Origin of the sequence: Pandoraea cepalis (genome assembly GCF_902459625.1) — a bacterium.
In the GTDB taxonomy this organism is placed as follows: domain Bacteria; phylum Pseudomonadota; class Gammaproteobacteria; order Burkholderiales; family Burkholderiaceae; genus Pandoraea; species Pandoraea cepalis.
Genome location: NZ_CABPRY010000004.1, coordinates 214,946 through 239,382, shown reverse-complemented (window position 1 = coordinate 239,382; position 24,437 = coordinate 214,946). Strand labels below are relative to the sequence as shown.

Below are 24,437 nucleotides of genomic sequence, written 5' to 3'. Positions count from 1 at the left end.
TTATCGGGCTGGCGTTTCGCGAATGACTTCGACCAGCGTCCAGCGCATGCTCGACGCATCGGCGGGCGGATTGACGACGGGTTCGCCGTGGATTTTCACGCGATATTCTACGCCGGGCTTCCACGAGAAGCCATCGATGTGGGCATACCAGAGTTCCCACGGCGCTTTCCCGGAATCGTCGGCGTTGCGCACGCGCAGGCACTTTCGCGGCGCGACGCCCACGCAATCCGCCATTTGCGAATCGACATCGACAATACGGTCTTCTGTCTTGGTGGTGCTGGCGACCGGACGATCCAGCAACGTCTGAGAGGCGTAGGTCAGCGTCTCACCATTCGGGGTGCGCAAAATCAACTGTGTGTCGCGGCGTTCGAAACGGGTGACGCGGGGAAGCGTCTTCAGGTAGCGGTCTTCGAAGGCCATCGAGTCCGGGCAAGCCATGCGCGTGGCGGCCGGCGCCTGAAGGCTGACCTGGCCCTTGGCCGGCCCCACCGAGTACTGGCCGAAGATCCGGTTACATCCGCCCGAGCCAGAGAACGCCCCCTTGTCGTTAAAGGTCAGGTTGATGGCGCGGCTTTCCGGCAGACTTGGCAAGTCGTCGACACCTTCCCATCGCATCAGTTGCCAGGTGCCGAGGATGTCGGCCGGGGCGGTGGCGGCGGCCGGCGCGCCGGGCGACGCCTGCGATGGACCGGCGCCGCCCGACGGGGCGGCGCAGCCGGCCAACATGGCCGCCGGCACGAGGAGCGTTGCCATATAGATGGCGAACGAGGCGGGCAGGAAAGAGCGTCGGCGTTGGGTCATGATCATGTCTTGGTGGAATTGCCGGGCGTGCCGGGAGGGCACGATCAGCGAAAGTGTCGCGGCACACGCAGGCGGCGGACGCCGTGTGCAGCCCTGAGTCCATGAAAGGTTGACCGAATGCCGGTCAGTGCAGTTCCTTGCATCGTCATTGCGGTGAGATTCCCGAGTCGATGTCAGTCGTCGTCGTGCGGCCGCGTCACGGTTTCCGATAAGTAATACGGTAGATCGCGCCGGCCTCATCGTCACTGATCAACAGTGAGCCGTCGGGTAACGTAAGGAGGTCGACAGGGCGGCCCCAGACCGACTCGTCGTCTCCCAGCCAGCCTTGCGCGAAGATTTCCTGCCTGGCGACGTTGCCCTTGGCGTCGAGCACGACGCGTACGACCCGGTAGCCGACCTTGCGGCTCCGGTTCCAGGAGCCGTGCTCTGCGATGAACAGACTGCCGCGATAGTCCTTGGGGAACTGTTTGCCGGTGTAAAAGCGCACGCCGAGCGCGGCCACATGGGCGCCAAGCTTTGCCACGGGGGGCGTGAAGTCCGCACAGCGTTTCTCTCGCCCGTATTCCGGATCCGCGATGTTGCCGGCATGGCAGTAAGGGAATCCGAAGTGTTCGCCGAGGCGTGTGAGGCGGTTCAGCTCGTCGTCCGGCACGTCGTCGCCGAGTTGATCGCGACCGTTATCGGTGAACCAGAGCGTGCGTGTCCTGGGTTGCCAGTCGAAGCCTACGGTGTTGCGCACGCCACGGGCGACGACCTGCCAGTCGGTGCCGTCCGGCTTCATGCTGCCGATCATCGCGAAACGATCGCCGTCGCGCTTGCAGACATTGCACGGTGCGCCCACGCCGACATACAGGCGCTGATCGGGGCCGAATGCGATGTACCGCCAGCCGTGGTGACTTTCGCCAGGAAGCTTGTCGTAGACGACGATCGGTTTGCCGGGATTGTCGAGCCGGCTTTCGATATTGTCGAGCTTGACGATGCGCGAGACGGCCGAGATATAGAGTGCGCCGTTGCGTAATGCGACGCCGACGGGCATGTTCAGCCCCGTGGCGACGGTCTGGACCCTGGCCGCATAGGCGCGCGACGGATCGAGTGTGATGGCATAGACAACGCCTTGTGCGCGGCTGCCGACGAATAAGGTGCCTTTCGGGCCAAGCGTCATGCCGCGGGCGCCGGGCACCCGGTCGGAGAGGACTTCGACGTGGAAGCCGGGCGGCAGGACGAGACGTTCGATGGGAAGGGCGTCGCGCGCCGTGGCAAGGCATGGGGCCAGCGCCAGCGCAGCGCCGAAAAACAAACCGACCCGACGCACATACCTCACAAGATGGATGACTCGCAATGCGACCCGCACAGGCCATTGCGGCCGAGCGGGGCGTTGCCATCCACCGGTCAATCGTTGCATGCTGGACTCGCTTCACGCACAGAATGCGTGCATTGTAGACCAGTGCCCGCCGGAGCCAACGCGACGGTCTTGTCCCCCAATCCGGGCGCGGCTTGGCGGGGCGCCGCCGGTGTCCGGGGAAGTGTTTGTTTTGACGAGGGTTTTGCGCTATAATGTCGCGTTTTCTGTCCGAACACTTCTGGATTCACAAGGATTTATTATGGTCGTTATCCGCCTGGCTCGCGGCGGCGCGAAGAAGCGCCCGTTTTACAACATCGTTGCAACCGACTCGCGTAACCGTCGCGATGGCCGCTTCATCGAGCGTATTGGCTTCTACAACCCGGTCGCTGCCGAAGGCACGGAAGGTCTGCGTATTGCTCAAGACCGTCTGACGTACTGGCAAGGCGTTGGCGCACAACTGTCGCCGACCGTGGCTCGTCTGATCAAGCAAGGCGCCAAGGCTGCTGCCTAAGCGCTTCGGCTAGTCAAGCTATCAGCATTGCCGTCGGTTTGCCGATGGCATGAGAATTGAACGGCGGTGCCTGCTCCCGAGCGATCTGGAGCGGTCATCGCCGTGTGTTCGTCACAACGTTGGATTGGCATGGTTCGTTCCGCTCGACCCGCACGTGAGCGGGTACCGCTGAAAATCGGTGCTGAGGCGCGCCGCGCCGCCGGCATGCGTGCCGAGCAGGTGCTCGCCCCGGTGACCGAAGTGCCCGACGATCTCGTCGAGCTGGGTTACATTGGCGACGCCTACGGGATTCGCGGCTGGATCAAGGTGCAGCCGCATACGGGCGAGGGCGAAGGTCTCTTGTCCGCCGATTGTTGGTATTTTCGTCGTCCCGGTGAGTCGGCCTACACCAAGGCCAATGTGCTGCACAGTCGAGGACATTCCGGTACCGTGGTCGCGCAATTGCGCGGCAGCGAAAACCGGTCGGCTGCCGAGGCACTCAAGGGCCTTCAGGTCTGGGTGCCGCGCAGTGCGTTTCCGACCGCCGGTGAAGACGAGTTTTACTGGGTGGACCTCATAGGTGCCCAGGTAACGAATCTGCAGGACGAATCGCTTGGCAAGGTCGTCGGGTTGCTCGACAACGGCGTGCACACCGTGTTGCGTGTCGCTTACGAGGCGCCTGCCGTCGACGACAAGTCGGCGAAGACCGCTGAGCGTCTGATCCCGTTCGTCGCCAAATATGTGCAATCCGTCGATATCGAGGCGGGGCGCATTGTGGTCGACTGGGGTCTCGACTACTGAGATACCGATTGATCGCCCGGCCGCTGTGGTGTCCGGGCACCTCTGGACGGAACCGGTTTGATGCAGTTTGACGTCGTGACGCTCTTTCCCGAGATGTTTCGGGCACTGACCGACTGGGGCGTCACCAGCCGGGCGCTCAAGCAGTCGCGCTACGGTCTGCGGTTTTGGAATCCTCGCGATTTCACGCATAACAACTACCGCACGATCGATGATCGGCCGTACGGCGGCGGCCCGGGCATGGTGATGCTCGCCAAGCCGCTCGACGACGCCATCGAGGCAGCAAAGGCTGCGCAGGCGCAAGCCGGCGTACCGCGCGGCCGGGTGTTGCTGATGTCACCGCAAGGCAAGCCACTGACACATCGTCGTGTCGTGGAACTGCGCGAACAGGAGCAGGGATTGATTCTGCTCTGCGGGCGCTACGAAGCCATCGATCAGCGTTTGATCGATCGCGTCGTGGACGAAGAGGTCAGTGTCGGTGATTTCGTGCTGTCAGGCGGAGAGTTGCCCGCCATGGCACTGATGGACTCGCTGATCCGGCTGCTGCCGGGGGCACTGAACGACGAGCAGTCGGCCGAGCAGGACAGTTTCGTCAATGGCCTGCTCGATTGTCCGCACTACACGCGACCCGAAGAGTACGAAGGGGTGCGTGTGCCCGACGTGCTGTTGGGCGGGCATCATGCAGAGATTGAAAAATGGCGACGCCGCGAGGCGTTGACCAATACCTGGCGCAAACGCCCCGATCTGATCGAGAGCGCACGCGCCAACGGATTGCTCAGTCGTGCCGATGAGGCATGGCTGGCAAGCCTGCGGGTCGATACGTCGGCCAAGTAGGTAGCGGGTGTCGTCATGGGGACGGCATTCGGTTTGCACCCATCCTCTGTCGGGGCCGGCATGCCGGTATATAACGCCGATACGATGGCACAAGGAGTGGTAAATGAATCTGATCGCCAAGATCGAGCAGGAAGAAATCGCGCGTCTGACCGCGAACAAGACGATTCCCGAATTCGCCCCGGGCGACACCGTGATCGTCAACGTGAACGTGGTCGAAGGTACGCGCAAGCGCGTTCAGGCATACGAAGGCGTCGTCATCGCCAAGCGTAACCGTGGCCTGAATTCGGCATTCATCGTCCGCAAGATTTCGTCGGGTGAAGGCGTTGAGCGTACGTTCCAGACGTACTCGCCGCTGATCGCCAGCATCGAAGTCAAGCGTCGTGGTGACGTTCGTCGCGCCAAGCTGTACTACCTGCGTGAGCGTTCGGGCAAGTCGGCACGTATCAAGGAAAAGCTCTCGTTCAAGAGCAAGACCGCTGCTGCCCAGTAAGTCGGACGCCGCTACGCCTGGCGACCTCGTGGCCGGGCGCAGCCAAAGCCGTATGGAAAAGCACCCTTCGGGGTGCTTTTTTCGTTGTGCTGTCTTTCATCGACGCCGATGTTGCGGCGTGTCCTCGTCATCGAACGCCACGAATTGCCGTGCCATTGGCATTTTGTTTGCGTGTACGTGTTCAGGGCTTCCTCGCTAAAATAGTGAAGTTCTCCACCCAGCAAAGGTCTACGTGGCGCCACCTCTGATCCTGCATCCTGAAGCGTTACCCATCGTCTCGACGGGCGAGGGGGAGCCTGCGGTGCCGGCGGAGCGGCTAACGCCCGCCGCGTTGCGTGACCGGCTCGCGAGCCCGCCGATCTGGACGCCGGAGGCCGGCGCGATCGAACTCGCGCCGCCTGCGCAATTTACGCCGCGCGCGGCGGCCGTGCTCGTGCCGTTGGTGATGCGCGCGCATGGCACGACTGTGCTGCTGACGCAGCGAACCCAACATCTGAGCACGCACGCCGGGCAAGTGAGCTTTCCTGGCGGTAGCCGCGAGCCCGACGATCTGTCGCCGATCGCCACAGCCTTGCGTGAGTCGCGTGAAGAAATAGGTCTCGATTCGGGAGCGGTGGAAGTGATCGGACGCCTGCCCGACTACGTCACCGGAACCGGCTTTCGTGTTGCACCGGTCGTGGGCCTGGTCAAGCCGCCGTTCGATCTCATCGCCGACGCCGGTGAAGTCGACGAGATTTTCGAGGTGCCGCTGGATTTCCTGATGGACCCTGCACATCATCAGATCCGCGTCTTCCACTATCAGGTGGGCGAACGCCGGTTTTACGCGATGCCCTATCCGAAGCCCGCGGGAGGTGAATACTTCATTTGGGGTGCAACGGCCGGCATGCTACGTAATTTCTATCAGCTCCTGCGGGCCTGACGCGAGAGACCGATCGTTTTCGCGAGTTGTCTGCCTATAGCGTGAAGTGAGTGCGTCGTGCAGGCGCCTGGGGCGGGCATTTGCGAGAAGCTGTGCTATCGTTACACCATTCCGTCTGGTGATCTGAACGCACGCATGACATTCTTTTCGGTACTCCTCGCGCTGATCCTCGAGCAGATGCGTGCCCTCTCCACGCAAAACCCGATCTACAACCTGATTCGCTCCCACGCGACCCATACGTCGCAATCGTTCGATGCCGGGCTACCCCGTCATGGCGTGCTTGCGTGGCTGGTCGTAGTGCTGCCGTTTGTGCTGGCGGTCGGCGTCATCTACTACCTGCTCATGCGGGTCAACATTTTCCTGGGCTTCGCGTGGAACGTGCTCGTCGTCTACCTGACGATGGGATTCCGGCAGTTCAGTCACTACTTCACGGACATTCACGTTGCGCTGAACAACGATAACGTGAACGAAGCACGAGAAATCCTGCATCAGTGGATTGGCATCGACACGGTCGACATGCCGGTGGACGAGATCGTGCGTCACACACTGTTGCACGCGGTCATTGCCTCGCATCGCCACGTTTTTGGCGTGTTTTTCTGGTTCCTGATGCCGGTCGGTCCGGCGGGGGCGGTGTTGTACCGTCTCGCCGAATATCTGTCGCGTCGCTGGACGGAACCCGCACCCGATCGCAGCCCGGCGTTCGGGGCCTTCGCGCGCAAGGTTTTCTATGTCATCGACTGGGTGCCGGCTCGTTTGACCGCCATCGGTTTCGCCATCGTCGGCAACTTCGAAGACGCTATTTATGCCTGGCGCCACTATGCCAAGCAGTGGCCGAACGAGAACGAAGGCATTCTGCTGGCCGCGGGTAGCGGCGCACTCGGCGCGCGGTTGACTGGCCCGCTGGCCGAGGTCTCGAGCGTCGATGCGCTGAACCAGGGCGACGACGCCGTCCTGCCTGTCGGCAGCGAATGCACGCCGCGCACGCTTCAGGCAGCCGTCGGCCTGGTCTGGCGCGCGGTTCTGCTTTGGATGCTCCTGTTGCTGCTGCTGACCCTCGCCGTGTGGCTGGGCTGACGCTCAAGCAAGATCCCGCAAAAAACCCCGCAGAAGCGGGGTTTTTTTATGGCCGACTCGCGCTGGCTTCTCTCTACCGCCAACTGAGGCGTCAATAGGGAATCTCTTGCTCCGACTCGTGAACGAGCTGGGCATAGAGCGTATGGCGCTGTTGCGAGATGCTTCCGTCGGACACGGCCGCGAGAATCGCGCAACCGGGTTCTTTCAGGTGATGGCAATTGTAGAAACGACAGCCGGTGAGCCGCGCACGGAACTCGGGGAAGGCGCGCTCCAGTGCGCCTTCCTTGAGGTGATGCAGACCGAATTCCTGAAAGCCCGGCGAATCGATGAGCAGTCCGCCTTCGGGCAGGTGAAAGATTCGCGTGAAGGTCGTCGTATGCTTGCCCGAGTTCAACACCGTGGAGATCTCGCGTGTCGCGGCGTCGGCATCGGGGACGAGCAGGTTCACGAGGCTGGACTTGCCCATGCCCGACTGCCCGAGCAGCAACGACGCTTGATGTGCCAAGCGAGGCAGCAAAAGCGCCTTCGCCCCTTCCGGGTCCGCCCGCACGGAAAGCTCCAGCACGTCGTATCCGAGCGCGCGATAGGGCGCCAGGCGCTCGCGCGCAGCGGGCAAGGCCGCGGTGACATCGGTCTTGTTGAGCACGATCAGCGGTCGCAGTGCATTGGCTTCCGAGGCGACCAGTGCTCGGCCCAGCAAATCCTCACTGAAGTACGGCTCGGTGCCCAACATGATGACCAACTGGTCGATGTTGGCGGCGAAGAGCTTGCTCTTGAACTGGTCTGAGCGGTAAAGCAGGTTGCGGCGCGGCAGGATCTCTTCAATCACGCCCTGATCGCCGGTGCGCGCCCAGGCGACTTCGTCGCCGACCGCAATTTCACTCTTCTTGCCGCGCGGAAAGCACAGCACCGTTTCGCCATCGTCGGCTTCCACGACGTAGTGACGACCGTGCGCCGCCGTGACTCGGCCGTGACGGCGTTCCTGCGCGGTTGTTTCGGCCGGCGCGGCTTTTCCCTTGAGGCTGCGCTTCATGCGTGCCCCAGCAAACGGTCGATGCGCTGGGAGGCGGGCGGATGCGAATAGTAGAACGCGGTGTAGACGGGGTCGGGCGTGAGCGTCGACGCATTGTCCTGGTAAAGCTTGACGAGGGCGTTGACCAGATCGCTGGCTTGCGTCTGGCTGGCGGCGAAGGCGTCGGCTTCGAACTCGTGCTTGCGAGATGTCAGGCTGCCGAGCGGGCTGGCGAAAAAGCCGAACACTGGAAGCACGAGGAAGAACAGCACCAGCGCCAACGCGTTGTTGCTGCCGGTCAGCGACGGCATCACGCCGAGATCGGTGTAGAACCATGTGCGGCCGATCAGCCAACCGAGCAGGGCAAGGAATGCCAGCGACAGCACGAAGGCGACGATCAGGCGCTTCGTGATATGGCGACGCTTGAAGTGACCCAACTCGTGGGCCAGCACGGCTTCGATTTCGGCGGGTGAGAGCCGCTCGATGAGCGTATCGAAAAACACAATGCGCTTGGTGCGGCCGAAGCCGCTGAAATAGGCATTGCCGTGTGCCGAACGCTTCGAGCCATCCATCACGAACAAACCGCGCGCCGCGAAGCCGCAGCGCTGCATCAGCCCCTCGATGCGCTGCGCCAGCGACACGTCCGAGAGCGGTTCGAACTTATTGAACATCGGGGCGATGACGTGCGGGAAGATGAACTGCACGAACAGATTGAAGCCGACCCAGACCACCCACGTGTACAGCCACCACAACGGTCCTGCGCGCTCCATGAGCCACAGCACGGCGAACAGCAACGGCAGTCCGAGCAAGACGCCGATGGCGGTGGCCTTGATCATATCGGCAATGAACAGCCCGAGCGACATGCGGTTGAAGCCGAAACGCTGTTCGATCACGAACTGCCGCACGTAAGTAAAGGGCAGATCGACGAGGCCGGAAATCAACAGCACGGCGGCGATCAATGCGATCTGGCCCAGATAGCCTTCGCCGAGCCACTCGGTCACGCCGATATGCAGCAGGTTCAACCCGCCGAGCAGCGTGAAAGCGACGAGCAGTACCGCCTGGGCAAAGATCTCGGCCATGCCCAGACGGGTGCGGGCGACCGTGTAATCGGCGGCCCGCTGATGGTCGGTCAGTGTGATCGTGCTGGCAAATCGCTCGGGAACGGCCGCCCGATGGGTGACCACATGGCGGATCTGACGAGCGGCCAGCCAAAGCTTGGTCATGACCATCGCCAGCAGGAAGATCACGAAGAGGTAAGTGAGCATGCGCTTAAGGAGAATCCGAAGTATGCGAGAATTATAAGTTCTTTCGACCGGCGGGGCGCCCTTGCCGGTCGCCTACCGACGCGTTTTCCAGAGTCTTCCGACCATGTCTGTCATTCCATCCCAACATCCCACGTCTGCCGATGCCGAGACGACGCTTGCGCGCGCCGAGTTCAATCTGGTCTGGCTCGATATGGAAATGACCGGCCTGCAGCCCGACAGCGACCGAATCATCGAGGTGGCGGTGATCGTCACGGACTCCGCGCTGACGCGCCGCATCGAGGGGCCGGTGTTCGCGATCCATCAATCGGACGCCGTGCTCGACGCAATGGACGACTGGAACAAGTCGACACATGGGCGCTCGGGGCTGATCGAACGCGTGAAGGCATCGGCGGTGGACGAGGCGTCTGCCGAAGCGCAACTGATCGAGTTCCTCTCGCAGTACGTGCCACCCAACAAGTCGCCGATGTGCGGCAATTCGATCTGTCAGGATCGCCGTTTCATGGCGCGTTACATGCCCAGGCTCGAAGCGTTCTTTCATTACCGGAACCTGGACGTCAGCACGCTCAAGGAGCTTTGCCGTCGCTGGGAACCCGCGGTCTACAAGGGCTTCAACAAGCGGGCCGCCCACACGGCGATGGCCGACATTCATGAGTCGATCGACGAACTGGTGTACTACCGCGAGCATTTCCTGAAGACGACCGTACCCGGCGCCCCCGAGGCGGCCGCACCCACTTCGGCCTGATCTTCACCACAGACACTTCACAACGCCAGCCACATCGCTGGCGTTGTGCTTTGGATGGCCGAGTGGCATGGCCCGGAACGTCCTGTCGTCAGTCCATCAGGCGGGTTTCGGTGCGCGAATGGCGCTCTTGGGACGGAAGGCCTTGCAGACGGCGTCGTCGGTCTCGATGTAAGGTCCGCCGATCAGGTCGATGCAGTACGGCACGGCGGCAAAAATGCCGGGCACGATCGACTTTCCGTCCATATCGCGCAACCCTTCGAGCGTTTCCTTGATCGACTTGGGCTGCCCGGGCAGGTTGATGATGAGCGCGGCACGCGCCGGCGTCTCGCGGATCACGGCGACCTGACGCGACAGGATGGCCGTCGGTACGAAGCGCAGGCTGATCTGACGCATCTGCTCTCCGAAGCCGGGCATCTCCTTCGTACCCGCCCGCAATGTGGCCTCCGGCGTGACGTCGCGTCGCGCAGGGCCTGTGCCGCCCGTGGTGAGCACCAGATCGCACTGCATCGTGTCGACCAGGTCGATCAGCGTGGCGGTAATGCCGTCGGCATCATCGGGAATCAGGCGAGTTTCGGCCACCCAGGGGGACCGGAGCGCGGCGCCAAGCCAGGCCTGGAGCGCCGGAATGCCCTGGTCGTCATAGGTACCCTGACTCGCTCGATCGCTGATCGAGACGAGGCCTACGCGAAGTTCGTCCGGGTGGGAGCGGGCGACCATCACTCTTCCTCGCGGGTTGGGAATTCCGGCAGTTCGTTCTCGGCGTCGTCTGAAGTTTCGGCGTGGGACGATCCGGTGCCCAGCAGATCCTTGAGCGCCTGGAATAGCTCGCGGAAGGCTTTGGGCGGCTTTTGCGCGGCCTGCTCACGGCGGGCGTTGCGAATCAGTGTGCGCAGTTGCTGGGCATCGGCTTGCGGGTGCTGGGCGAGCAGTTCGGTGAGCGCCTCGTCCTTGGCCAGCAGGCGCTCGCGCCAGCGCTCGAGCGCATGCAGCTTGGCCGTTTCCGCCTTCGAGACGCCTTTGATGACGTCGAGGGCGCGGCGAATCGCTTCGACTTCCGACTCGTGCAGCGTGCGCATTTGCTTGCCCACGTACTGCATCTGGCGACGGCGGCCTTCATGTGCGGTGATCTTGCGGCAGTCCTTGACGGCGCGTTCGAGATTCTCGGGCATCGGCACGCGGGCGAGCGCGTCCTTGGCCAGATTGACCAGTTCTTCGCCAAGATCCTGCAAGGCATGCGACTCGCGCTTGCGTTGGGATTTGCTCGGGCCTTCGTCGGGAAGCTCGGCGTGGGCGATTTGGTTAAAGCGTTGATTGTGCGTCATGGGCGCTATTGTAGCGCGGCGCGCGGCGTCCAAATAGTTGCCGTGCCGACGCACGGCGGCGGGGAAGTCGCGCTAAGATGGCGGTTCCTATTCAGCCACTGACCGAATCGCGCCGATGTCCCAAGCGACCCAGCATTTCACGCATACCCAAGATCAACTCAAGGAAATTGTCAGCGACGTACTGCAATACGCTCGTTCGCTCGGCGCCACCGATGCCGCGGCTGAGATCTCCGAGGGCGACGGCTTGTCGGTCTCGGTGCGTCGCGGCAAGGTCGAGACCATCGAGCGCAATCGCGACAAGATGGTGGGTGTGACGGTATTCATCGGTCAGCGCCGCGGCAATGCCAGCACGTCCGACTTCTCGCGCAAGGCGCTGCACGACACGGTCGATGCGGCCTATAACATTGCCCGCTTTACGGCCGAAGACGACTGCGCCGGGCTTGCCGAGTCCGAACTGCTGGAGATGCATCCGCAGGACCTGTCGTTGTTTCACCCGTGGGGCATTTCGGCCGACGACGCGGTCGAATTGGCGCGTCGCGCCGAGACGGCGGCATTCGAGGTGAGTCCGCTCATCCGGAATTCCGAAGGCGCCGGCGTGTCGGCCCAGCACTCGCAATTCATGCTGGGGACGACTCGCGGCTTCCTGTCGGGATATCCGTATTCGCGACACTACCTGTCGGTCTCGCCGATTGCCGGATCGGGCCGCCATATGCAGCGCGACGATTGGTATTCGTCCAAGCGCGCCGCCGAAGACCTGGCCTCGCCCGAAACGGTCGGCCGCTACGCCGCCGAGCGCGCGCTGGCCCGCCTGCACGCGCGCAAGCTGTCCACGCGCAAGTGCGCCGTGCTGTTCGAGGCACCGCTCGCCGCCGGTCTGCTGGGGGCGTTCGTGCAGGGTGTGAGCGGTGGCGCGCTGTATCGCAAGGCCACGTTCCTCGTTGATACCCTCGGCAAGCCGGTGTTTGCCGATCATGTCGGCATTTACGAAGATCCGCACGTGCCGCGCGCCATGGGCAGCGCCCCGTACGACGAAGAAGGCGTGAGGACGCGTGCCCGAGACGTGGTGAGCGATGGCGTGGTGCAGGGTTACTTCCTGTCGACCTATTCGGCCCGAAAGCTCGGTATGCAGACGACCGGCAACGCGGGCGGCTCGCACAACCTGCGCATGTACAGCAAGCTCACCGCGCCGACGGACGACTTCCGAGCGATGCTGCGCAAGCTCGGCACCGGTCTGCTCGTGACCGAACTGATGGGGCAGGGCGTGAACTATGTGACGGGCGATTATTCGCGCGGCGCCTCGGGCTTCTGGGTGGAGAACGGCGAAATTCAGTATCCGGTCGAGGAGATCACGCTGGCCGGCAACCTGAACGACATGTTCCGCCAGATCGTGGCGATCGGGGCCGACGCCCTCGTGCGCGGTACCAAGGAGGTCGGGTCAATCCTGATTGAACAAATGACCATCGCCGGTCATTGATGCTGCGAATCGCCGTTGCGACGCCATAAACGCGTTGCATTTGTGCGCCGCAACGGGGCAAAACCCCATTTGCCGTGTCCGGTACAGGTAGTTTGCGTTATGCTTAGGGGTTTTCTTAAGCCGTGGCTTAAGAACAGACGCGGTAGTTAGGGTAATGGGCGCGCTCATAAGGCGCGCCTTCTCATAACTAGAGACCAGGAATTGGAGGAAAAAGACTCATGAAAAGCACCATGACCAAGTTGCTGAGCGCGCTTGTCGCGACCGGAATGGTGGCTGCGGCTCACGCAGCCGATCTGAAGATCGGCGTGGCCGAGGCACTGTCGGGCGGTGCGGCGCAATATGGCGCCGCCATCAAGAACGGTTTCCAGCTCGCGGCTGACGAAATCAACGCCGCCGGCGGCATCAACGGCAACAAGCTCGTACTGCAGGTCGAAGACGAGCAGGGCAAGAAAGAAGAGGCGATCAACGTCTTCAAGAAGCTGATCTTCCAGGACAAGGTGCTGATGGTTTTCGGCCCGACGTTGTCGAACTCGGCGCAGGCGGCCGATCCGATCGCGCAAGCGGCCAAGACCGTGGCGTTCGGCACGTCGAATACGGCTGACGGCATTACGTCCATCGGCGACTACATCTTCCGCAACTCCGTGACGGAAGCCGACGTGCTGCCCGAGACCATCAAGGTCGCGACCAAGCACACGGGCATCAAGAAAGTCGCGGTGCTGTATGGCAACGACGACGTGTTCACCAAGAGCGGCTACGACAACTTCAAGAAGGCGCTGGCCGATCTGAAGATCCCGGTCACGACGACCGAGACGTTTGCCAAGGGTGACGTGGACTTCAAGGCACAGCTCACGAAGATCAAGGCGAGCAACCCGGACGCCATCGTGCTGTCGGCCCTGATCGCCGAAGGCGCGCCGATCATGGTGCAGGCCCGTCAGTTGGGCATCAACGTGCCGTTCATCGGCGGCAACGGCATGAACTCGGTCAAGGTGTTCGATCTGGCCAAGGGCAGCTCGGACGGCTTGTGGGTGGGTAGCCCGTGGTCGATCGAGAACAGCACGCCGGCCAACACGAAGTTCATCGCCGCCTACAAGGCGAAGTACAACGTGTCTCCGGACCAGTTCGCGGCGCAAGCCTATGACGCGATGTATATCGCGGCGGGCGCAATCAAGAGCGTGAAGATCTCGGGCAACCTGGATGCCGACCGCAAGGCGCTGCGCGACGCGCTGCCGAAGGTCACGCACGACGGCGCCACGGGCAAGTTTGCGTTCCGTCAGGCCATGGGCAAGAACGGCAAGCCGGCCGGGTACGACGCACAACAGGCGCCTATCGTCAGCGTGACGAAGGGCACCAAGTACGTCATCGAGAAGTAAGCAGCCCGGCAGTACTTGAAGAAGTCCGCATGGGCGTAGAGCTGAAAGGCGCTACGCCCATCGGCGTTTCTGGCGCACGCCGTACCCCCGTGCGGCGCGTGTCCCCGTCCCTCAGGCTGGAATAGACACCATGCTGGAACAGCAACTCGTCAACGCACTCTCCCTCGGGTGCGTGTACGCCTTGTTCGCGCTCGGGTTCACCCTCGTGTTCGGCATCCTCGGCGTTATCAATCTCTCGCACGGCGCGGTCTTCATGGTCGGCGCCTATGCGGCGCTGCAAGCCGTCGTGCGTCTTCATCTGCCGCTGTGGGCGGCGATCGTCACGGCGGTCGTGGTGGCTGGCCTGGTCGGCCTGCTCATCGACGTGCTGGTGCTCAAACCGTTGCGCAAACGCGGTGCGCCTCACCTGATTCCGATGATTGCCACCATTGGCGTGGGCATTCTGCTCAACAACGGAGTGCAAGGTATTTTCGGCGCGGAGAACCTGCGATTCCCGTACGAACTCGTGCCGCAGGACACCCTGACGGTGGCCGGCGTGCACATGACGGTACTGGAACTCGCGATCATCTTCATCTCGTTTGCGCTCATGGCCGTGCTCATTGCCACGATCAAGAAGACGCAACTCGGGCGCGCGCTGCGCGCCATTGCCGAGTCGCCGAAGGCAGCCTACCTGCTCGGGATCAACGTCGAGGGCCTGTTCCTGGCGACGTCGTTCGCCGCGGCGGGGCTGGGCGGCATGGCGGGGGTGCTGATCGGGCTTTACTCGAACGCCGTCTTCCCGCTGATGGGGCAGCCGATGTTGCACAAGGGGATCGCGGTCATCATTCTCGGCGGCATGGGCGACATTCGCGGCGCGATGATCGGCGGCCTCTTCCTCGGCTTCGCGGAAGTGTTGTCGGTCGCGTATATCGGCTCGAACATGCGCGACGCCGTGGCATTCGGCCTGTTGTTCCTGATCCTGCTGGTGCGTCCGCAGGGGTTGTTCGGCAAAGTGCTCGAACGCAAAGCGTAATCACGGGGGCGCAATGGACTGGTTTAACAATTTCTGGGCGGTTTATAGCAATCTGGTGCTGACATTCGGCACCAATGCGCTGCTGGCCCTGTCGATTTACCTCACGCTCTCGTGCGGCATGCTGGCCATGGCCAATGCCGCGTTCATGGGCATCGGTGCGTACACGGCGGCGTTGCTCACGATGAACTACGACACGCCGTTTGCGGTGTCGTTGGCCGGTGGCATGGCAGCGCCCGCGCTCATCGCGTTCATCATCGGCAAGCCGACGCTGCGTCTGTCGGGCGTGTATCTCGCGATGGCGACGCTGGGCTTCGGCGAAGTCGTGCGTGTGCTGACGCTCAACGCCGAGGGTCTGACCGGCGGTGCGCTGGGCCTGAACGGCATTCCTCAACTCACGCAGTGGTGGCATGTGGCGGGGGCCGTGGTGATCGCGCTCGCCGTGTTGTGGCGCCTGCGCCGCTCCAAAGTGGGCCGTGCCTTCGAAGCCATCAAGGAAGACGAGACGGCGGCGGGCCTCATGGGCATCAACGTCACGGGCTACAAGATGTTGGCGTTCGTGCTGGGGGCGGTGCTCGCCGGGCTGGCCGGAGCACTCAATGCGCATCTGACGTTCTTCATCGGACCGAACGAATTCGGCTTCGACCGTGGCGTGGAGATTCTCACCATGGCGATTCTTGGTGGTATCAACGGGCTCGTGGGGCCGGTGCTCGGCAGCACGATTCTTACGCTGCTGCCCGAATTGCTGCGTGCGTTCGACGCCTTCCGTCTGGTGGTCAACGGCCTGATTCTGGTGCTGATCGTGCTGTTCCTGCCCAAGGGCATTTGGGATCCGGTGCGTTTTCGCCGTTGGTTCCGTGCCGGCAAGACGCGCTCGGCCTCTTCCACGTAAGCGGACGAGGGATACGACATGCTCAAGCTTTCCAATATTTCCAAACGATTCGGTGGTCTGCACGTTCTCCAGGACGTGAACATCGAGGTGCCGCAAGGCACGATCTTCGGCCTGATCGGCCCGAACGGGGCGGGTAAGACGACCGTCTTCAATCTGATCACCGGACTGTTGCAGCCCACGGGCGGCAGCATTACGTTCGACGGCGAGAGTCTCGTGGGGCAGAAGCCGCACAAGATTACGCAGCGCGGCATTGCCCGCACGTTCCAGAACATTCGTGTCTTCAAGGAGATGACGCTGATCGAGAACGTGGTGGTCGGCATGCACCGGCATCTCTCGTATGGCCCGGCGGGCCTGCTGTTCTCGCTGCCAGGGTATCGAGAGATGGAGAAGCGCTCGCGCGAACGCGCGCATGAGTTGCTCTCTTGGGTGAAGCTCGATCACAAGGCGCATGACATCGCCGACAACCTGTCTTATGGCGATCAGCGCAAGCTCGAGCTGGCACGGGCGCTGGCGACCGAGCCCAAGCTATTGCTGCTCGACGAGCCGGTAGCCGGCATGAACACGGGCGAGAAGGTCGATCTCATGAGCGAGATCGAGAACATCAAGGCGCGCGGTTACACGATCTTCATGATCGAGCACGACATGCGTTTTGTGATGGGCTTGTGCGAGCGCATTGCCGTGTTGAACTTCGGACGCATCATCGCCGAAGGCAGTCCCGACGAAATCAAGCACAACCCGCAGGTCATCGAAGCCTATCTCGGCCGCGATGACGATGACGACGATGCGGCTGCCCTCGCGGCCGGCGCGGAGGACAAGGCATGAGCGCGCTGCTCGAAGTGAAGGGCCTGAAGGTGGCCTATGGGCATATCGAAGCCGTGAAGGGCGTCGATTTTTCGTTGCGCGAGCACGAGATCACCTCGCTCGTCGGTGCCAATGGCGCGGGCAAGTCGACGACGCTGCTCGCCTTGTCGGGTCTCATCAAGAAGCAGGCGGGCACGATTCTCTTCGAAGGGGAGGACGTCGGCGGACTGGCACCGAACAAGATTGTGCAGCGCGGTCTGGTGCAGGTGGCCGAGGGACGCGCCACGCTCACGACGATGTCCGTGCGTGAGAACCTGGAGCTTGGTGCTTATACGCGTCGCGACAAGCAGAACGTGAAGGCGGATCTGGACAAGGTGCTGGGGCGCTTCCCACGGCTTGCTGAGCGTATCGAGCAGATGGCCGGCAACTTGTCGGGGGGCGAACAGCAGATGTTGGCGATTGGTCGTGCGTTGATGGCGCGGCCGCGTCTGTTGCTGCTCGATGAGCCGTCGATGGGGCTCGCGCCGATCATCGTGCAGGGCATCTTCAGCACCCTCAAGGAAATCAACGCTGAGGGGCTGACCATCTTCCTGGTCGAGCAGAACGTGCGCCAGGCGCTGAAGATTGCGCAACACGGCTACGTGCTCGAGACCGGCAAGGTGGTGCTCGAAGACACGGGGCGAAATCTGCTGGGCAATCCTCGCGTGCTCGAGGCGTATCTGGGCGGTTGACGTCTGGCGGTGGGGCGCGGTCGCGTGCGCGCTGCCCGTCGCTTCACCGTAGGACGAGGACGGCGTCGATCAGGCGGCGTCGACGGGCTATCTGACGATAGCGTGTCGACGCCGCTTTTTTTGTGCGAGGCAGCAGACGCAGTGAGCCGGCACGCTTGCGCAGACGGATCGGAGCCCGTTCCTGCCGCCCGTTGGGTTGATGTCCAAGCGACTTGGGCGGGCTTCAATTTGGCTGGAGGGGGAGAACGGACGACCAGACGCATTGGCAGACCAGCGCAATTGGTGCATGCTTCGGCTAACTGGCATAGGGCGGGGGAGAGGTGTACCCAACGCTACCGATTGTTGTTGCCTGCATCGGACATCCAGAATCAAAGGGTATCTCATGGACGCCTTTCTGATGGAGCGTGCGTCGCCCGGGCAGCAGGTTTTTGCCTGTTGCCTGGCGATTGTCATCCTCGCTGCCCTGATATCCACGGCGCCGCGGGCGACCGCTGCATTCCCGGCGGTTGCTGCGTTCCTGCCCATGTGTGGGCTGGCGGTCTTCACGACGGCGACGATCGCTTCGTTCTTGTTGGCGGCACAGTTTCGGGTGAGCCGGCTGCCGGTGCTCGGGCTGCTTGCCGGAGCTTATGCCTTCATGGCATTGACCGTCGCGATGCAATTGCTGACGCTCCCGGGTCTTTTTGCGCCGCAGGGGCTGCTCGGGGCGCTTCCGACGACATCCGGCTGGATCTGGGTCTTCTGGCATGTGGGGTTCCCCGCCCTCGTGCTCATCGCGATGACGGTGCGACGCCGTTTGACTCCGCAGTCCGTGACGGATTTGGCGCCCACCGGTCGTGCGATGTGGCTCTTTGTGGGCCTGCCGCTTGTGATGGGCGTGCTGCTCTGCCTGACGGCGCTGGCCGTGCCACTGCCGCCTGCGTTGTCACCGGCGAGCGCGCCCGGGGATTTCTCCAGCGGCGGTGCTGGCATCGTGCTGCTCGTCGTGAATCTCGTCGCACTGTGCGCCGTACTGGCGATCGGTCGCCTGCACACGGTGCTCGACGTGTGGGTAGCGCTCGCCGTGCTTGCCTGTGTGACGGATACCGTGCTCAGCCTGATGAGTACGGTGCGATTCTCGCTGGGGTGGTACCTGGCGCGGCTATTCAGCATGTCGGCCCCGGGGTTGCTTGTCTGCGTGCTGGTGTGGGAAGTCACGCGGCTATACCGCGAGCTGGAGCGCGCGCACCAGCGTCTGATCGAATACAGCAACCGCGATGCGCTCACAGGCATCTTCAACCGCAGCTACTTCAACGAGCGGTTTCCGCGCGACTTCGATCAGGCCCGCCGCTCGGGTCATCCGTTATCGTTGTTGATGGTCGACGTGGATCACTTCAAACGCTACAACGACGCGTATGGGCATCCGCTTGGCGACGAGTGCCTGGCACATGTGGCGCTGGCCATCATGCGGGCGACGCATCGACCCACGGATCTCGTAGCGCGATACGGCGGGGAGGAATTCGTGGTCGTCCTGCCGGAGACCGACGAGAACGGCGCCAGGTTCGTCGCTACGCGCGTGACGGAAAGTGTTCGGGCGCTGGCGGAGCCCGATCCGGGGCCGCCGGGATACGTGACAGTGAGCGTTGGCTGCGCAACGTATGTGCCGCAGCAGGGGGGGGCAGGCGATACGCCGGCGCGTTTGATCGCCTTGGCGGATGACGCGTTATACGCCGCCAAGCGCCTCGGCCGTGATCGCGTACATGTGTCGGAGCACCTGCCGACAAACGGCGGCGAACGACACGGCGCGCTCGCGCAGGCGCCGCGCGAAAACCTTAGTGCATGAGCGGGGGGAGACGCCATGCGTTCGGCATGACCCACAACTGCCGATTGAACAGTGATGCGGGAATTCTCGCGAAGTGTCCAGCGACGATGGCCGCGTCGATCCGTTGCGAGCGATTGCCGACCTGAAATGCCTGCCGGAGGGCGTCACGGTGCTGATGCTGCTCGCAGCGTCACAGGCGTCGTTAGCGGTGAGCGGTGAGCGGCGTGGGTCTCGTCGCTTCAAATCCGTTCGTAAGTCACGAACGCATAGTCGAAGTCGTTCGGCGCGGGCGAGTGGTGGGTTTCGCGGGCAGCTTCCCGCCATTGGGTCGCGGGCAAATCCGGGAAGTGCGCGTCGCCTTCGAACGCCTTCGCGATCTCGGTGACAATCACTTTGTCCGCGCTTGCCAGCGCCTCCGCGTACAACTGCGCGCCGCCAATCAGGCAGATTTCCTCGACACCTACGCACAGCCGCATCGCGTCGACGAGCGACCCGGCCACGTCGCAGCCGTCGATCTTCAGATCCGGATTGCGCGATACGACGATATTGCGGCGGCCCGGCAACGGACGGCCGATCGAATCGAACGTCTTGCGCCCCATCACGATCGGCTTGCCCAGCGTCGCGCGCTTGAAATGAGCGAGATCTTCCGGCAGACGCCACGGCAATTGATTGTCTCGCCCGATCACGCCATTCTTGGCGCGGGCGACCACCAGCGTCAGAATCGTCATACGGCCACCGGTGCCTTGATATGCGGATGCGCTTCGTATCCGGCGATATGGAAGTCCTCGAAACGGTAATCGAAGATCGAATCGGGCTTGCGCGAGATCTCGAGCGTGGGCAGCGCCAACGGCTCGCGCGCAAGCTGCGTGCGAACCTGCTCGAGGTGGTTGTTGTACAGATGGCAGTCGCCGCCCGTCCAGACGAAATCCCCCACCTCGAGCCCGGTCTGCTGCGCCATCATGTGCGTGAGCATCGCGTAGCTCGCGATGTTGAACGGCACGCCCAGGAAAATATCCGCGCTGCGCTGATAGAGCTGGCACGATAACTTGCCGTCAGCCACATAGAACTGGAAGAACGCATGACACGGCGGCAGCGCCATGCGCGGAATCTCTCCGACATTCCAGGCGGACACGATCAGACGGCGCGAGTCGGGCGTCGTGCGGATTTGCTCGACGAGCTGTGTGATCTGGTCGATATGGCCGCCATCGGGCGTCGGCCACGAGCGCCACTGCGCGCCGTAGACAGGGCCGAGTTCACCCTCGGCATCGGCCCATTCGTTCCAGATGGACACGCCGTTTTCCTGCAGATAGCGCACGTTGGTGCTGCCCTGCAGGAACCACAGGAGTTCGTGCACGATGGACTTGATGTGCACTTTCTTGGTGGTGACGAGCGGGAAACCTTCCTGCAGGTCGAAGCGCATCTGGTAGCCGAACACCGAGCGCGTGCCCGTGCCGGTGCGGTCGGTCTTGTCTGTGCCATGTTCAAGTACATGGCGCATGAAGTCTAGGTACTGTTTCATAGGCCCATCCGTTTTGCCGGATTTTACCAGCCTCCGGGGGACGCCGTGCTGCGCGAGGGTCAGACGTCGGCGACACTCGCGGCGAAAGCCACCGGATGCTCGACCGTCAGGCGTACGCCCACGCGCTCGCCCGCCTCGTGGGCCAGTTCACTATCCACGCGAGCGATCACCTCGCGACCCGACGCCAGACGAAGCGTGTAAAGCTGATCGGCCCCGCGGAACGCACGCCGTACCAGCGTCGCTTCGAACGGGCTGGCCGGGTCGTGGGCAATGTCATCTGCGCGCAGCAAAACGTCGACGCTCACGGGGTACGTGTCCTTGGCGGCGCTGCTCAGCAGCTTGTCGGCGAGCATGGGCGAGACGGCCAGTTCCCCAAGTTCGAGCGAGATGCCGCCACCGTCGGCATTGCCGCGGAAGGTGCCGGGTATCAAGGCGCCGCGTCCGATGAAATCCGCCACCACACGGTTGGCGGGCATGCGCCACAACGCTTGCGCGGGCGACCACTGAGCGATGGCCCCCGCATGCATCACCCCGATGCGATCGGCCATCGCGAACGCTTCATGCTGGTCGTGGGTGACAAGGATCGCCGTCGCGCCGCTCGCCCGGATGATCTCCCGCACCTCGACCGCCAGTCGCTCGCGCAAATCAAGATCGAGGTTCGAGAAAGGTTCGTCGAGCAACAGCAGTGCCGGGGCGGGGGCCAGGGCGCGCGCGAGCGCCACGCGTTGCTGCTGACCGCCGGAGAGTTCGTGAGGGTACTTCTTCAACGCCCCCGCCAGCCCCACGCGCTCGGCGAGCCCCTCCACCCGCGCCTGACGCTCGCCCCGCGCCATGCGCCCGATGCCGAAGCCGATGTTCCGCGCAACGTCCAGATGCGGGAACAGCGCGTAGTCCTGGAACACAACACCGACGTGGCGACGCTCCGGCGGCTCGCTGAACTGCGCATTGGCGACTTCGTGACCATCGAGCACGATGCGCCCGCCCGCCAACGGCTCGAACCCGCACACGGCGCGCAGCACCGTCGTCTTGCCGCAGCCGGACGGGCCGAGCAGGCAGCCGATCTCGCCACGCGCGAGCGACAGCGACAAGTCGCGTACCGCGGTGTGGACGTGGCCGTCAGTCTCGTAATTTACACAGAGATGGTCGAGCAGCAGGTAGGGCAGGGGCATCGGCGTGGAAAAGTGTGAGTCGACGCAAGCACGTCAACGAAGCAGAGTCATGGAAACGAGCCGACGCGAATGGACATGAATGCCCGCAAGGTGGCATTTTCGCGGGAGGCCGGGCACTTTCTGCGGCCGTGCGCGTCAGAGTCGCAATCGCGAATGCGTATAATTTACAACGCTTTAGACCGGTAAGTGTCTACCAGTTCCCCGAAGTCACGCGACGGGGCAACGGCTGTGCGCCGTCGCCCGGGGGTTTTCCCGCCGCTCGCTCGTCCGCCCCATTTCCGCTACCCGTTACGATTTGCCGATGTCATCGACGCCCCCGTTCCGCGCCGCCGCCGATTCTGCCGCCATCGATCCCGTCATGGCCGAGCGTTCGCCTCCCGTCGCCCGCCGCAGGCGCGCTGGCCGTCTTTCCGGCGCCTGGGCGTGGCGGCTGGTCGCATGGGTTCCCGCGCTGGTTGTGCTCGTGCCGATGTTCGGCATTGTGGCGGCGCTCGGCGCGGGCGACGCGGAGACGCATGCCGTGCTGGCGCATATGCTCGATACGGTGCTGCCTGAGTACCTGCTCAACTCGCTTCGTATCTCGATGGCCGTGAGCGCCGGTGTGCTGGTGATGGGCGTGGCCAGTGCCTGGCTGGTCGTGCACTGCGCGTTTCCCGGGCGCCGTGTGCTGGAGTGGGCACTGATCCTGCCGCTGGCGATGCCCGCTTACGTTACCGCTTACGCCTATACCGATTTCCTGCAGTTCGCCGGGCCGGTGCAAAGCGCGTTGCGCACGCTGCTCGCGGTCGAACGTCTCGCCGGCTTCCCGGAAGTTCGCAGCTGGTACGGCGCTGCCTGGGTCTTCGCCGGCGCCTTCTATCCCTATGTCTATCTGCTGGCGCGCACGGCCTTTCTGGAACACAGCCAACGGTACCTCGAAGCCGCACGCACGTTGGGATGTACGCCTGCGCAGGGGTTTTGGCGCGTGGCGTTACCGCTGGCGCGACCGGCCTTGGTCGCGGGGCTGGCGCTGGTGCTGATGGAGACACTCGCCGATTACGGCGCGGTGGCGTACTTCGGCGTGCCGACGCTCACGACCGGCATCTATCGCGCGTGGTTGTCGATGGGCGATCGGGTGGCGGCCGCGCAACTCTCCGCCTGTCTGCTGTTCGCCGTCCTCGTCCTGCTGATCGCGGAAGCGCGCAGCCGGACACGCCTTCGGTTCTACGGGGCGCCGGGCCGGGCGCCGTCGACGTCGCGGCGTGCGCGTCTGTCCGGGGTGCGCGCCGCCCTGGCAACCCTCGCGTGCGCGCTGCCGCTCATCATCGGCTTCGTGCTCCCCGTGCTCATCATGCTGCGGCTGGCGGTCGCCGAGCTCGATCAGGTGCCTTGGCATCGGTACGGCGAGTGGGTCTTCAATACGGTGCGCCTCGCGGCGCTGGCGGCGCTTGTCGCCAGCGTCTTCGCCGTGGTGCTAGGGTACGCACAGCGACTGGCCCCGGGACGCGTTACGCGTATCGCCATCCGGCTCGTGGGCGTGGGCTACGCGATCCCGGGCGCGGTCATCGCCCTGGGCATTCTCACGCCGGTGCTCCGACTCGACACGTGGCTGGGCCACGTGTTCGGCGCTAACGGACTGGTGCTTGCAGGCACGAGCGGCGTGTTGATCTATGCCTATCTCGTGCGATTTCTGCCGGCGGCGCTGCAGAGCGTGGACGCCGGCTTCGCCCGCATCCCGCCAAATCTTGATGCCAGCGCCCGTAGCCTCGGCGTGGGCGGCTGGGCGATGCTACGCCGGGTGCATCTGCCACTGCTGCGCGGCAGCGTGTTGACGGCCGCGCTGCTGGTGTTCGTCGACGTGATGAAGGAGCTCCCCGCCACGCTCGCACTGCGGCCGTTCAACATGGACACGCTGGCGGTCGTTGCCAGTCATCTGGCCGCCGACGAACGCCTCGCCGAGGCGGCCGTGCCGGCATTGACGCTTGTGCTGGTGGGCCTGTTGCCGGTGCTGGTGCTGGCGCGCGCCATCGCGAAGCGCGCCTGAATGGATGGGGCGGCGGCATCGAGGCCGCGCGCGACTTGTGGCGGGAACCCCGATCGAATTCCCGTTTGAAACGTTTCCTGGTTGCCGCTCCGATAGCGCCGCACTATAGTCAAAGCAGGCCCGGCAACGATGCCGGGATGATCGAGCGTCAACAAAATGATTGCGATCGTCATTTGCAAATGTTGGCTGTTCATGGCCTTGGCGTCGGCACCGCCACCTGAGGCACCGCTGAACACGGCAGACGGCGGCTGGGGCGCCGTGCTGCTGGCGGGAGCGATGCGCTAGCGGGTGTCCCGGGAGGGACCGGCACCGGCACTTCGAGACGGATGCGCGACGTCCGATGGGAACGTGTATTCCCGGGGCTTGACGTCGGTTTCACCGCTTCCCGCGCCTGACGAGTCGCTTCGCCCTGATTCGACTCGCCGCTTCCCCGAATGTCGTAGTCGTTTGCCGTCGTTCAGCAGAGTGGTCGTTGTCGCACGTTGACGCTTCGCGGGTGTTTTTCTGTGTCGTCGGGGGCGGTAGACCGTGGCGTTTTCGCCACATGCGCCGCAGAATC

25 protein-coding genes are annotated in these 24,437 nt (G+C 63.4%); 16 read left to right on the top strand and 9 right to left on the bottom strand.

Annotated elements, in window-relative coordinates; translation table 11 throughout:
• The gene (locus PCE31107_RS12290; protein ID WP_174966642.1) at window positions 1-801 is read right to left on the bottom strand and encodes an META and DUF4377 domain-containing protein; all 801 of its coding nucleotides are present in this window, start codon (window positions 799-801) and stop codon (window positions 1-3) included.
• Window positions 802-997: 196 nt separating this feature from the next.
• Window positions 998-2,203 carry a PQQ-dependent sugar dehydrogenase gene (locus PCE31107_RS12285; protein ID WP_246181812.1) on the bottom strand — a complete coding sequence of 402 codons (1,206 nt, stop codon included), beginning with the start codon at window positions 2,201-2,203 and terminating at the stop codon, window positions 998-1,000.
• 199 nt (window positions 2,204-2,402) lie between these two features.
• On the opposite strand from PCE31107_RS12285, the gene rpsP reads away from it, so the two are divergent.
• The 6 genes from rpsP to PCE31107_RS12255 all read left to right on the top strand — a co-directional run bounded on the left by rpsP (window position 2,403) and on the right by PCE31107_RS12255 (window position 6,748).
• The gene (gene rpsP, locus PCE31107_RS12280; protein WP_017234865.1) at window positions 2,403-2,654 is read left to right on the top strand and encodes a 30S ribosomal protein S16; all 252 of its coding nucleotides are present in this window, start codon (window positions 2,403-2,405) and stop codon (window positions 2,652-2,654) included.
• A gap of 129 nt (window positions 2,655-2,783) precedes the next feature.
• Complete coding sequence (gene rimM, locus PCE31107_RS12275; protein ID WP_232424674.1) at window positions 2,784-3,434, top strand: ribosome maturation factor RimM; 651 nt, start codon at window positions 2,784-2,786, stop codon at window positions 3,432-3,434.
• A gap of 60 nt (window positions 3,435-3,494) precedes the next feature.
• Window positions 3,495-4,265: a tRNA (guanosine(37)-N1)-methyltransferase TrmD gene (trmD, locus tag PCE31107_RS12270; RefSeq protein ID WP_130025500.1), complete on the top strand. Its 771-nt coding sequence runs from the start codon at window positions 3,495-3,497 to the stop codon at window positions 4,263-4,265.
• Between the two features lie 103 nt (window positions 4,266-4,368).
• Window positions 4,369-4,755 carry a 50S ribosomal protein L19 gene (gene rplS / locus PCE31107_RS12265; RefSeq protein WP_130025501.1) on the top strand — a complete coding sequence of 129 codons (387 nt, stop codon included), beginning with the start codon at window positions 4,369-4,371 and terminating at the stop codon, window positions 4,753-4,755.
• Between the two features lie 232 nt (window positions 4,756-4,987).
• Window positions 4,988-5,674 (top strand): CoA pyrophosphatase, encoded by a 687-nt coding sequence (locus PCE31107_RS12260; RefSeq protein WP_026132134.1) that lies wholly within the window; start codon window positions 4,988-4,990, stop codon window positions 5,672-5,674.
• 135 nt (window positions 5,675-5,809) lie between these two features.
• Entirely contained in the window at window positions 5,810-6,748 is a 939-nt protein-coding gene (locus PCE31107_RS12255; RefSeq protein ID WP_130027782.1) for a CobD/CbiB family protein, read from the top strand.
• Between the two features lie 91 nt (window positions 6,749-6,839).
• Here PCE31107_RS12255 and rsgA read toward each other — a convergent pair whose 3' ends face one another.
• Both rsgA and PCE31107_RS12245 read right to left on the bottom strand, forming a co-directional pair.
• The gene (rsgA, locus tag PCE31107_RS12250) at window positions 6,840-7,781 is read right to left on the bottom strand and encodes a ribosome small subunit-dependent GTPase A (RefSeq protein ID WP_150608697.1); all 942 of its coding nucleotides are present in this window, start codon (window positions 7,779-7,781) and stop codon (window positions 6,840-6,842) included.
• Window positions 7,778-9,025, bottom strand: coding sequence for a M48 family metallopeptidase (locus tag PCE31107_RS12245; protein WP_130025503.1), 1,248 nt, complete (start codon window positions 9,023-9,025; stop codon window positions 7,778-7,780). Before PCE31107_RS12245 ends, rsgA begins: the two co-directional genes overlap by 4 nt.
• Window positions 9,026-9,128: 103 nt before the next feature.
• Between PCE31107_RS12245 and orn the strand changes: the two genes are divergently transcribed.
• Window positions 9,129-9,767, top strand: coding sequence for an oligoribonuclease (orn, locus tag PCE31107_RS12240; RefSeq protein ID WP_150608695.1), 639 nt, complete (start codon window positions 9,129-9,131; stop codon window positions 9,765-9,767).
• 96 nt (window positions 9,768-9,863) lie between these two features.
• On the opposite strand, the gene mog is transcribed toward orn, so the two are convergent.
• Both mog and yjgA read right to left on the bottom strand, forming a co-directional pair.
• Window positions 9,864-10,484: a molybdopterin adenylyltransferase gene (gene mog, locus PCE31107_RS12235; RefSeq protein ID WP_130025504.1), complete on the bottom strand. Its 621-nt coding sequence runs from the start codon at window positions 10,482-10,484 to the stop codon at window positions 9,864-9,866.
• Window positions 10,484-11,089 (bottom strand): ribosome biogenesis factor YjgA, encoded by a 606-nt coding sequence (gene yjgA / locus PCE31107_RS12230; RefSeq protein ID WP_130025505.1) that lies wholly within the window; start codon window positions 11,087-11,089, stop codon window positions 10,484-10,486. The genes mog and yjgA overlap by 1 nt, the downstream gene beginning before the upstream one ends.
• Before the next feature lie 115 nt (window positions 11,090-11,204).
• Between yjgA and pmbA the strand changes: the two genes are divergently transcribed.
• From pmbA to PCE31107_RS12195, 7 genes are all read left to right on the top strand, one after another.
• A complete protein-coding gene (gene pmbA, locus PCE31107_RS12225) occupies window positions 11,205-12,563 on the top strand; it encodes a metalloprotease PmbA (protein WP_150608693.1) in 1,359 nt (452 codons plus the stop codon).
• Window positions 12,564-12,781: 218 nt separating this feature from the next.
• Window positions 12,782-13,933, top strand: a complete 1,152-nt coding sequence (locus tag PCE31107_RS12220) for an ABC transporter substrate-binding protein (RefSeq protein WP_130025507.1) — start codon at window positions 12,782-12,784, stop codon at window positions 13,931-13,933.
• A gap of 130 nt (window positions 13,934-14,063) precedes the next feature.
• On the top strand, window positions 14,064-14,945 hold the full coding sequence (locus tag PCE31107_RS12215) for a branched-chain amino acid ABC transporter permease (protein WP_017234878.1): 882 nt from the start codon (window positions 14,064-14,066) through the stop codon (window positions 14,943-14,945).
• 13 nt (window positions 14,946-14,958) lie between these two features.
• On the top strand, window positions 14,959-15,834 hold the full coding sequence (locus PCE31107_RS12210; RefSeq protein ID WP_150608691.1) for a branched-chain amino acid ABC transporter permease: 876 nt from the start codon (window positions 14,959-14,961) through the stop codon (window positions 15,832-15,834).
• Between the two features lie 18 nt (window positions 15,835-15,852).
• Window positions 15,853-16,656 carry an ABC transporter ATP-binding protein gene (locus PCE31107_RS12205; protein WP_017234880.1) on the top strand — a complete coding sequence of 268 codons (804 nt, stop codon included), beginning with the start codon at window positions 15,853-15,855 and terminating at the stop codon, window positions 16,654-16,656.
• Complete coding sequence (locus PCE31107_RS12200) at window positions 16,653-17,366, top strand: ABC transporter ATP-binding protein (protein WP_017234881.1); 714 nt, start codon at window positions 16,653-16,655, stop codon at window positions 17,364-17,366. The genes PCE31107_RS12205 and PCE31107_RS12200 overlap by 4 nt, the downstream gene beginning before the upstream one ends.
• 382 nt (window positions 17,367-17,748) lie before the next feature.
• Window positions 17,749-19,188, top strand: a complete 1,440-nt coding sequence (locus tag PCE31107_RS12195) for a sensor domain-containing diguanylate cyclase (protein ID WP_150608689.1) — start codon at window positions 17,749-17,751, stop codon at window positions 19,186-19,188.
• 218 nt (window positions 19,189-19,406) lie between these two features.
• Here the strand turns inward: PCE31107_RS12195 and PCE31107_RS12190 are convergent, their stop codons facing one another.
• The 3 genes from PCE31107_RS12190 to PCE31107_RS12180 are packed head-to-tail and all read right to left on the bottom strand — an operon-like array spanning window position 19,407 to window position 21,855.
• Window positions 19,407-19,895: a dihydrofolate reductase gene (locus tag PCE31107_RS12190; protein WP_150608687.1), complete on the bottom strand. Its 489-nt coding sequence runs from the start codon at window positions 19,893-19,895 to the stop codon at window positions 19,407-19,409.
• The gene (locus PCE31107_RS12185) at window positions 19,892-20,686 is read right to left on the bottom strand and encodes a thymidylate synthase (RefSeq protein ID WP_130025512.1); all 795 of its coding nucleotides are present in this window, start codon (window positions 20,684-20,686) and stop codon (window positions 19,892-19,894) included. The genes PCE31107_RS12190 and PCE31107_RS12185 overlap by 4 nt, the downstream gene beginning before the upstream one ends.
• Before the next feature lie 59 nt (window positions 20,687-20,745).
• Complete coding sequence (locus PCE31107_RS12180; protein WP_130025513.1) at window positions 20,746-21,855, bottom strand: ABC transporter ATP-binding protein; 1,110 nt, start codon at window positions 21,853-21,855, stop codon at window positions 20,746-20,748.
• Between the two features lie 301 nt (window positions 21,856-22,156).
• Between PCE31107_RS12180 and PCE31107_RS12175 the strand changes: the two genes are divergently transcribed.
• Together PCE31107_RS12175 and PCE31107_RS23350 are read left to right on the top strand one after the other, a co-directional pair.
• Complete coding sequence (locus PCE31107_RS12175) at window positions 22,157-23,878, top strand: ABC transporter permease (RefSeq protein ID WP_130025514.1); 1,722 nt, start codon at window positions 22,157-22,159, stop codon at window positions 23,876-23,878.
• Window positions 23,879-23,943: 65 nt separating this feature from the next.
• Entirely contained in the window at window positions 23,944-24,099 is a 156-nt protein-coding gene (locus PCE31107_RS23350) for a hypothetical protein (protein WP_157211514.1), read from the top strand.
• The last annotated feature ends 338 nt before the right edge of the window (window positions 24,100-24,437 follow it).

Bases quoted from the DNA above. Each gene is read 5' to 3' on its own strand.
- PCE31107_RS12290 (WP_174966642.1), bottom strand. From the start codon at position 801: ATGACCCAACGCCGACGCTCTTTCCTGCCCGCCTCGTTCGCCATCTAT.
- PCE31107_RS12285 (WP_246181812.1), bottom strand. From the start codon at position 2,203: ATGCAACGATTGACCGGTGGATGGCAACGCCCCGCTCGGCCGCAATGG.
- rpsP (WP_017234865.1), top strand. From the start codon at position 2,403: ATGGTCGTTATCCGCCTGGCTCGCGGCGGCGCGAAGAAGCGCCCGTTT.
- rimM (WP_232424674.1), top strand. From the start codon at position 2,784: ATGGTTCGTTCCGCTCGACCCGCACGTGAGCGGGTACCGCTGAAAATC.
- trmD (WP_130025500.1), top strand. From the start codon at position 3,495: ATGCAGTTTGACGTCGTGACGCTCTTTCCCGAGATGTTTCGGGCACTG.
- rplS (WP_130025501.1), top strand. From the start codon at position 4,369: ATGAATCTGATCGCCAAGATCGAGCAGGAAGAAATCGCGCGTCTGACC.
- PCE31107_RS12255 (WP_130027782.1), top strand. From the start codon at position 5,810: ATGACATTCTTTTCGGTACTCCTCGCGCTGATCCTCGAGCAGATGCGT.
- rsgA (WP_150608697.1), bottom strand. From the start codon at position 7,781: ATGAAGCGCAGCCTCAAGGGAAAAGCCGCGCCGGCCGAAACAACCGCG.
- PCE31107_RS12245 (WP_130025503.1), bottom strand. From the start codon at position 9,025: ATGCTCACTTACCTCTTCGTGATCTTCCTGCTGGCGATGGTCATGACC.
- orn (WP_150608695.1), top strand. From the start codon at position 9,129: ATGTCTGTCATTCCATCCCAACATCCCACGTCTGCCGATGCCGAGACG.
- mog (WP_130025504.1), bottom strand. From the start codon at position 10,484: ATGGTCGCCCGCTCCCACCCGGACGAACTTCGCGTAGGCCTCGTCTCG.
- yjgA (WP_130025505.1), bottom strand. From the start codon at position 11,089: ATGACGCACAATCAACGCTTTAACCAAATCGCCCACGCCGAGCTTCCC.
- pmbA (WP_150608693.1), top strand. From the start codon at position 11,205: ATGTCCCAAGCGACCCAGCATTTCACGCATACCCAAGATCAACTCAAG.
- PCE31107_RS12220 (WP_130025507.1), top strand. From the start codon at position 12,782: ATGAAAAGCACCATGACCAAGTTGCTGAGCGCGCTTGTCGCGACCGGA.
- PCE31107_RS12215 (WP_017234878.1), top strand. From the start codon at position 14,064: ATGCTGGAACAGCAACTCGTCAACGCACTCTCCCTCGGGTGCGTGTAC.
- PCE31107_RS12210 (WP_150608691.1), top strand. From the start codon at position 14,959: ATGGACTGGTTTAACAATTTCTGGGCGGTTTATAGCAATCTGGTGCTG.
- PCE31107_RS12205 (WP_017234880.1), top strand. From the start codon at position 15,853: ATGCTCAAGCTTTCCAATATTTCCAAACGATTCGGTGGTCTGCACGTT.
- PCE31107_RS12200 (WP_017234881.1), top strand. From the start codon at position 16,653: ATGAGCGCGCTGCTCGAAGTGAAGGGCCTGAAGGTGGCCTATGGGCAT.
- PCE31107_RS12195 (WP_150608689.1), top strand. From the start codon at position 17,749: ATGGACGCCTTTCTGATGGAGCGTGCGTCGCCCGGGCAGCAGGTTTTT.
- PCE31107_RS12190 (WP_150608687.1), bottom strand. From the start codon at position 19,895: ATGACGATTCTGACGCTGGTGGTCGCCCGCGCCAAGAATGGCGTGATC.
- PCE31107_RS12185 (WP_130025512.1), bottom strand. From the start codon at position 20,686: ATGAAACAGTACCTAGACTTCATGCGCCATGTACTTGAACATGGCACA.
- PCE31107_RS12180 (WP_130025513.1), bottom strand. From the start codon at position 21,855: ATGCCCCTGCCCTACCTGCTGCTCGACCATCTCTGTGTAAATTACGAG.
- PCE31107_RS12175 (WP_130025514.1), top strand. From the start codon at position 22,157: ATGTCATCGACGCCCCCGTTCCGCGCCGCCGCCGATTCTGCCGCCATC.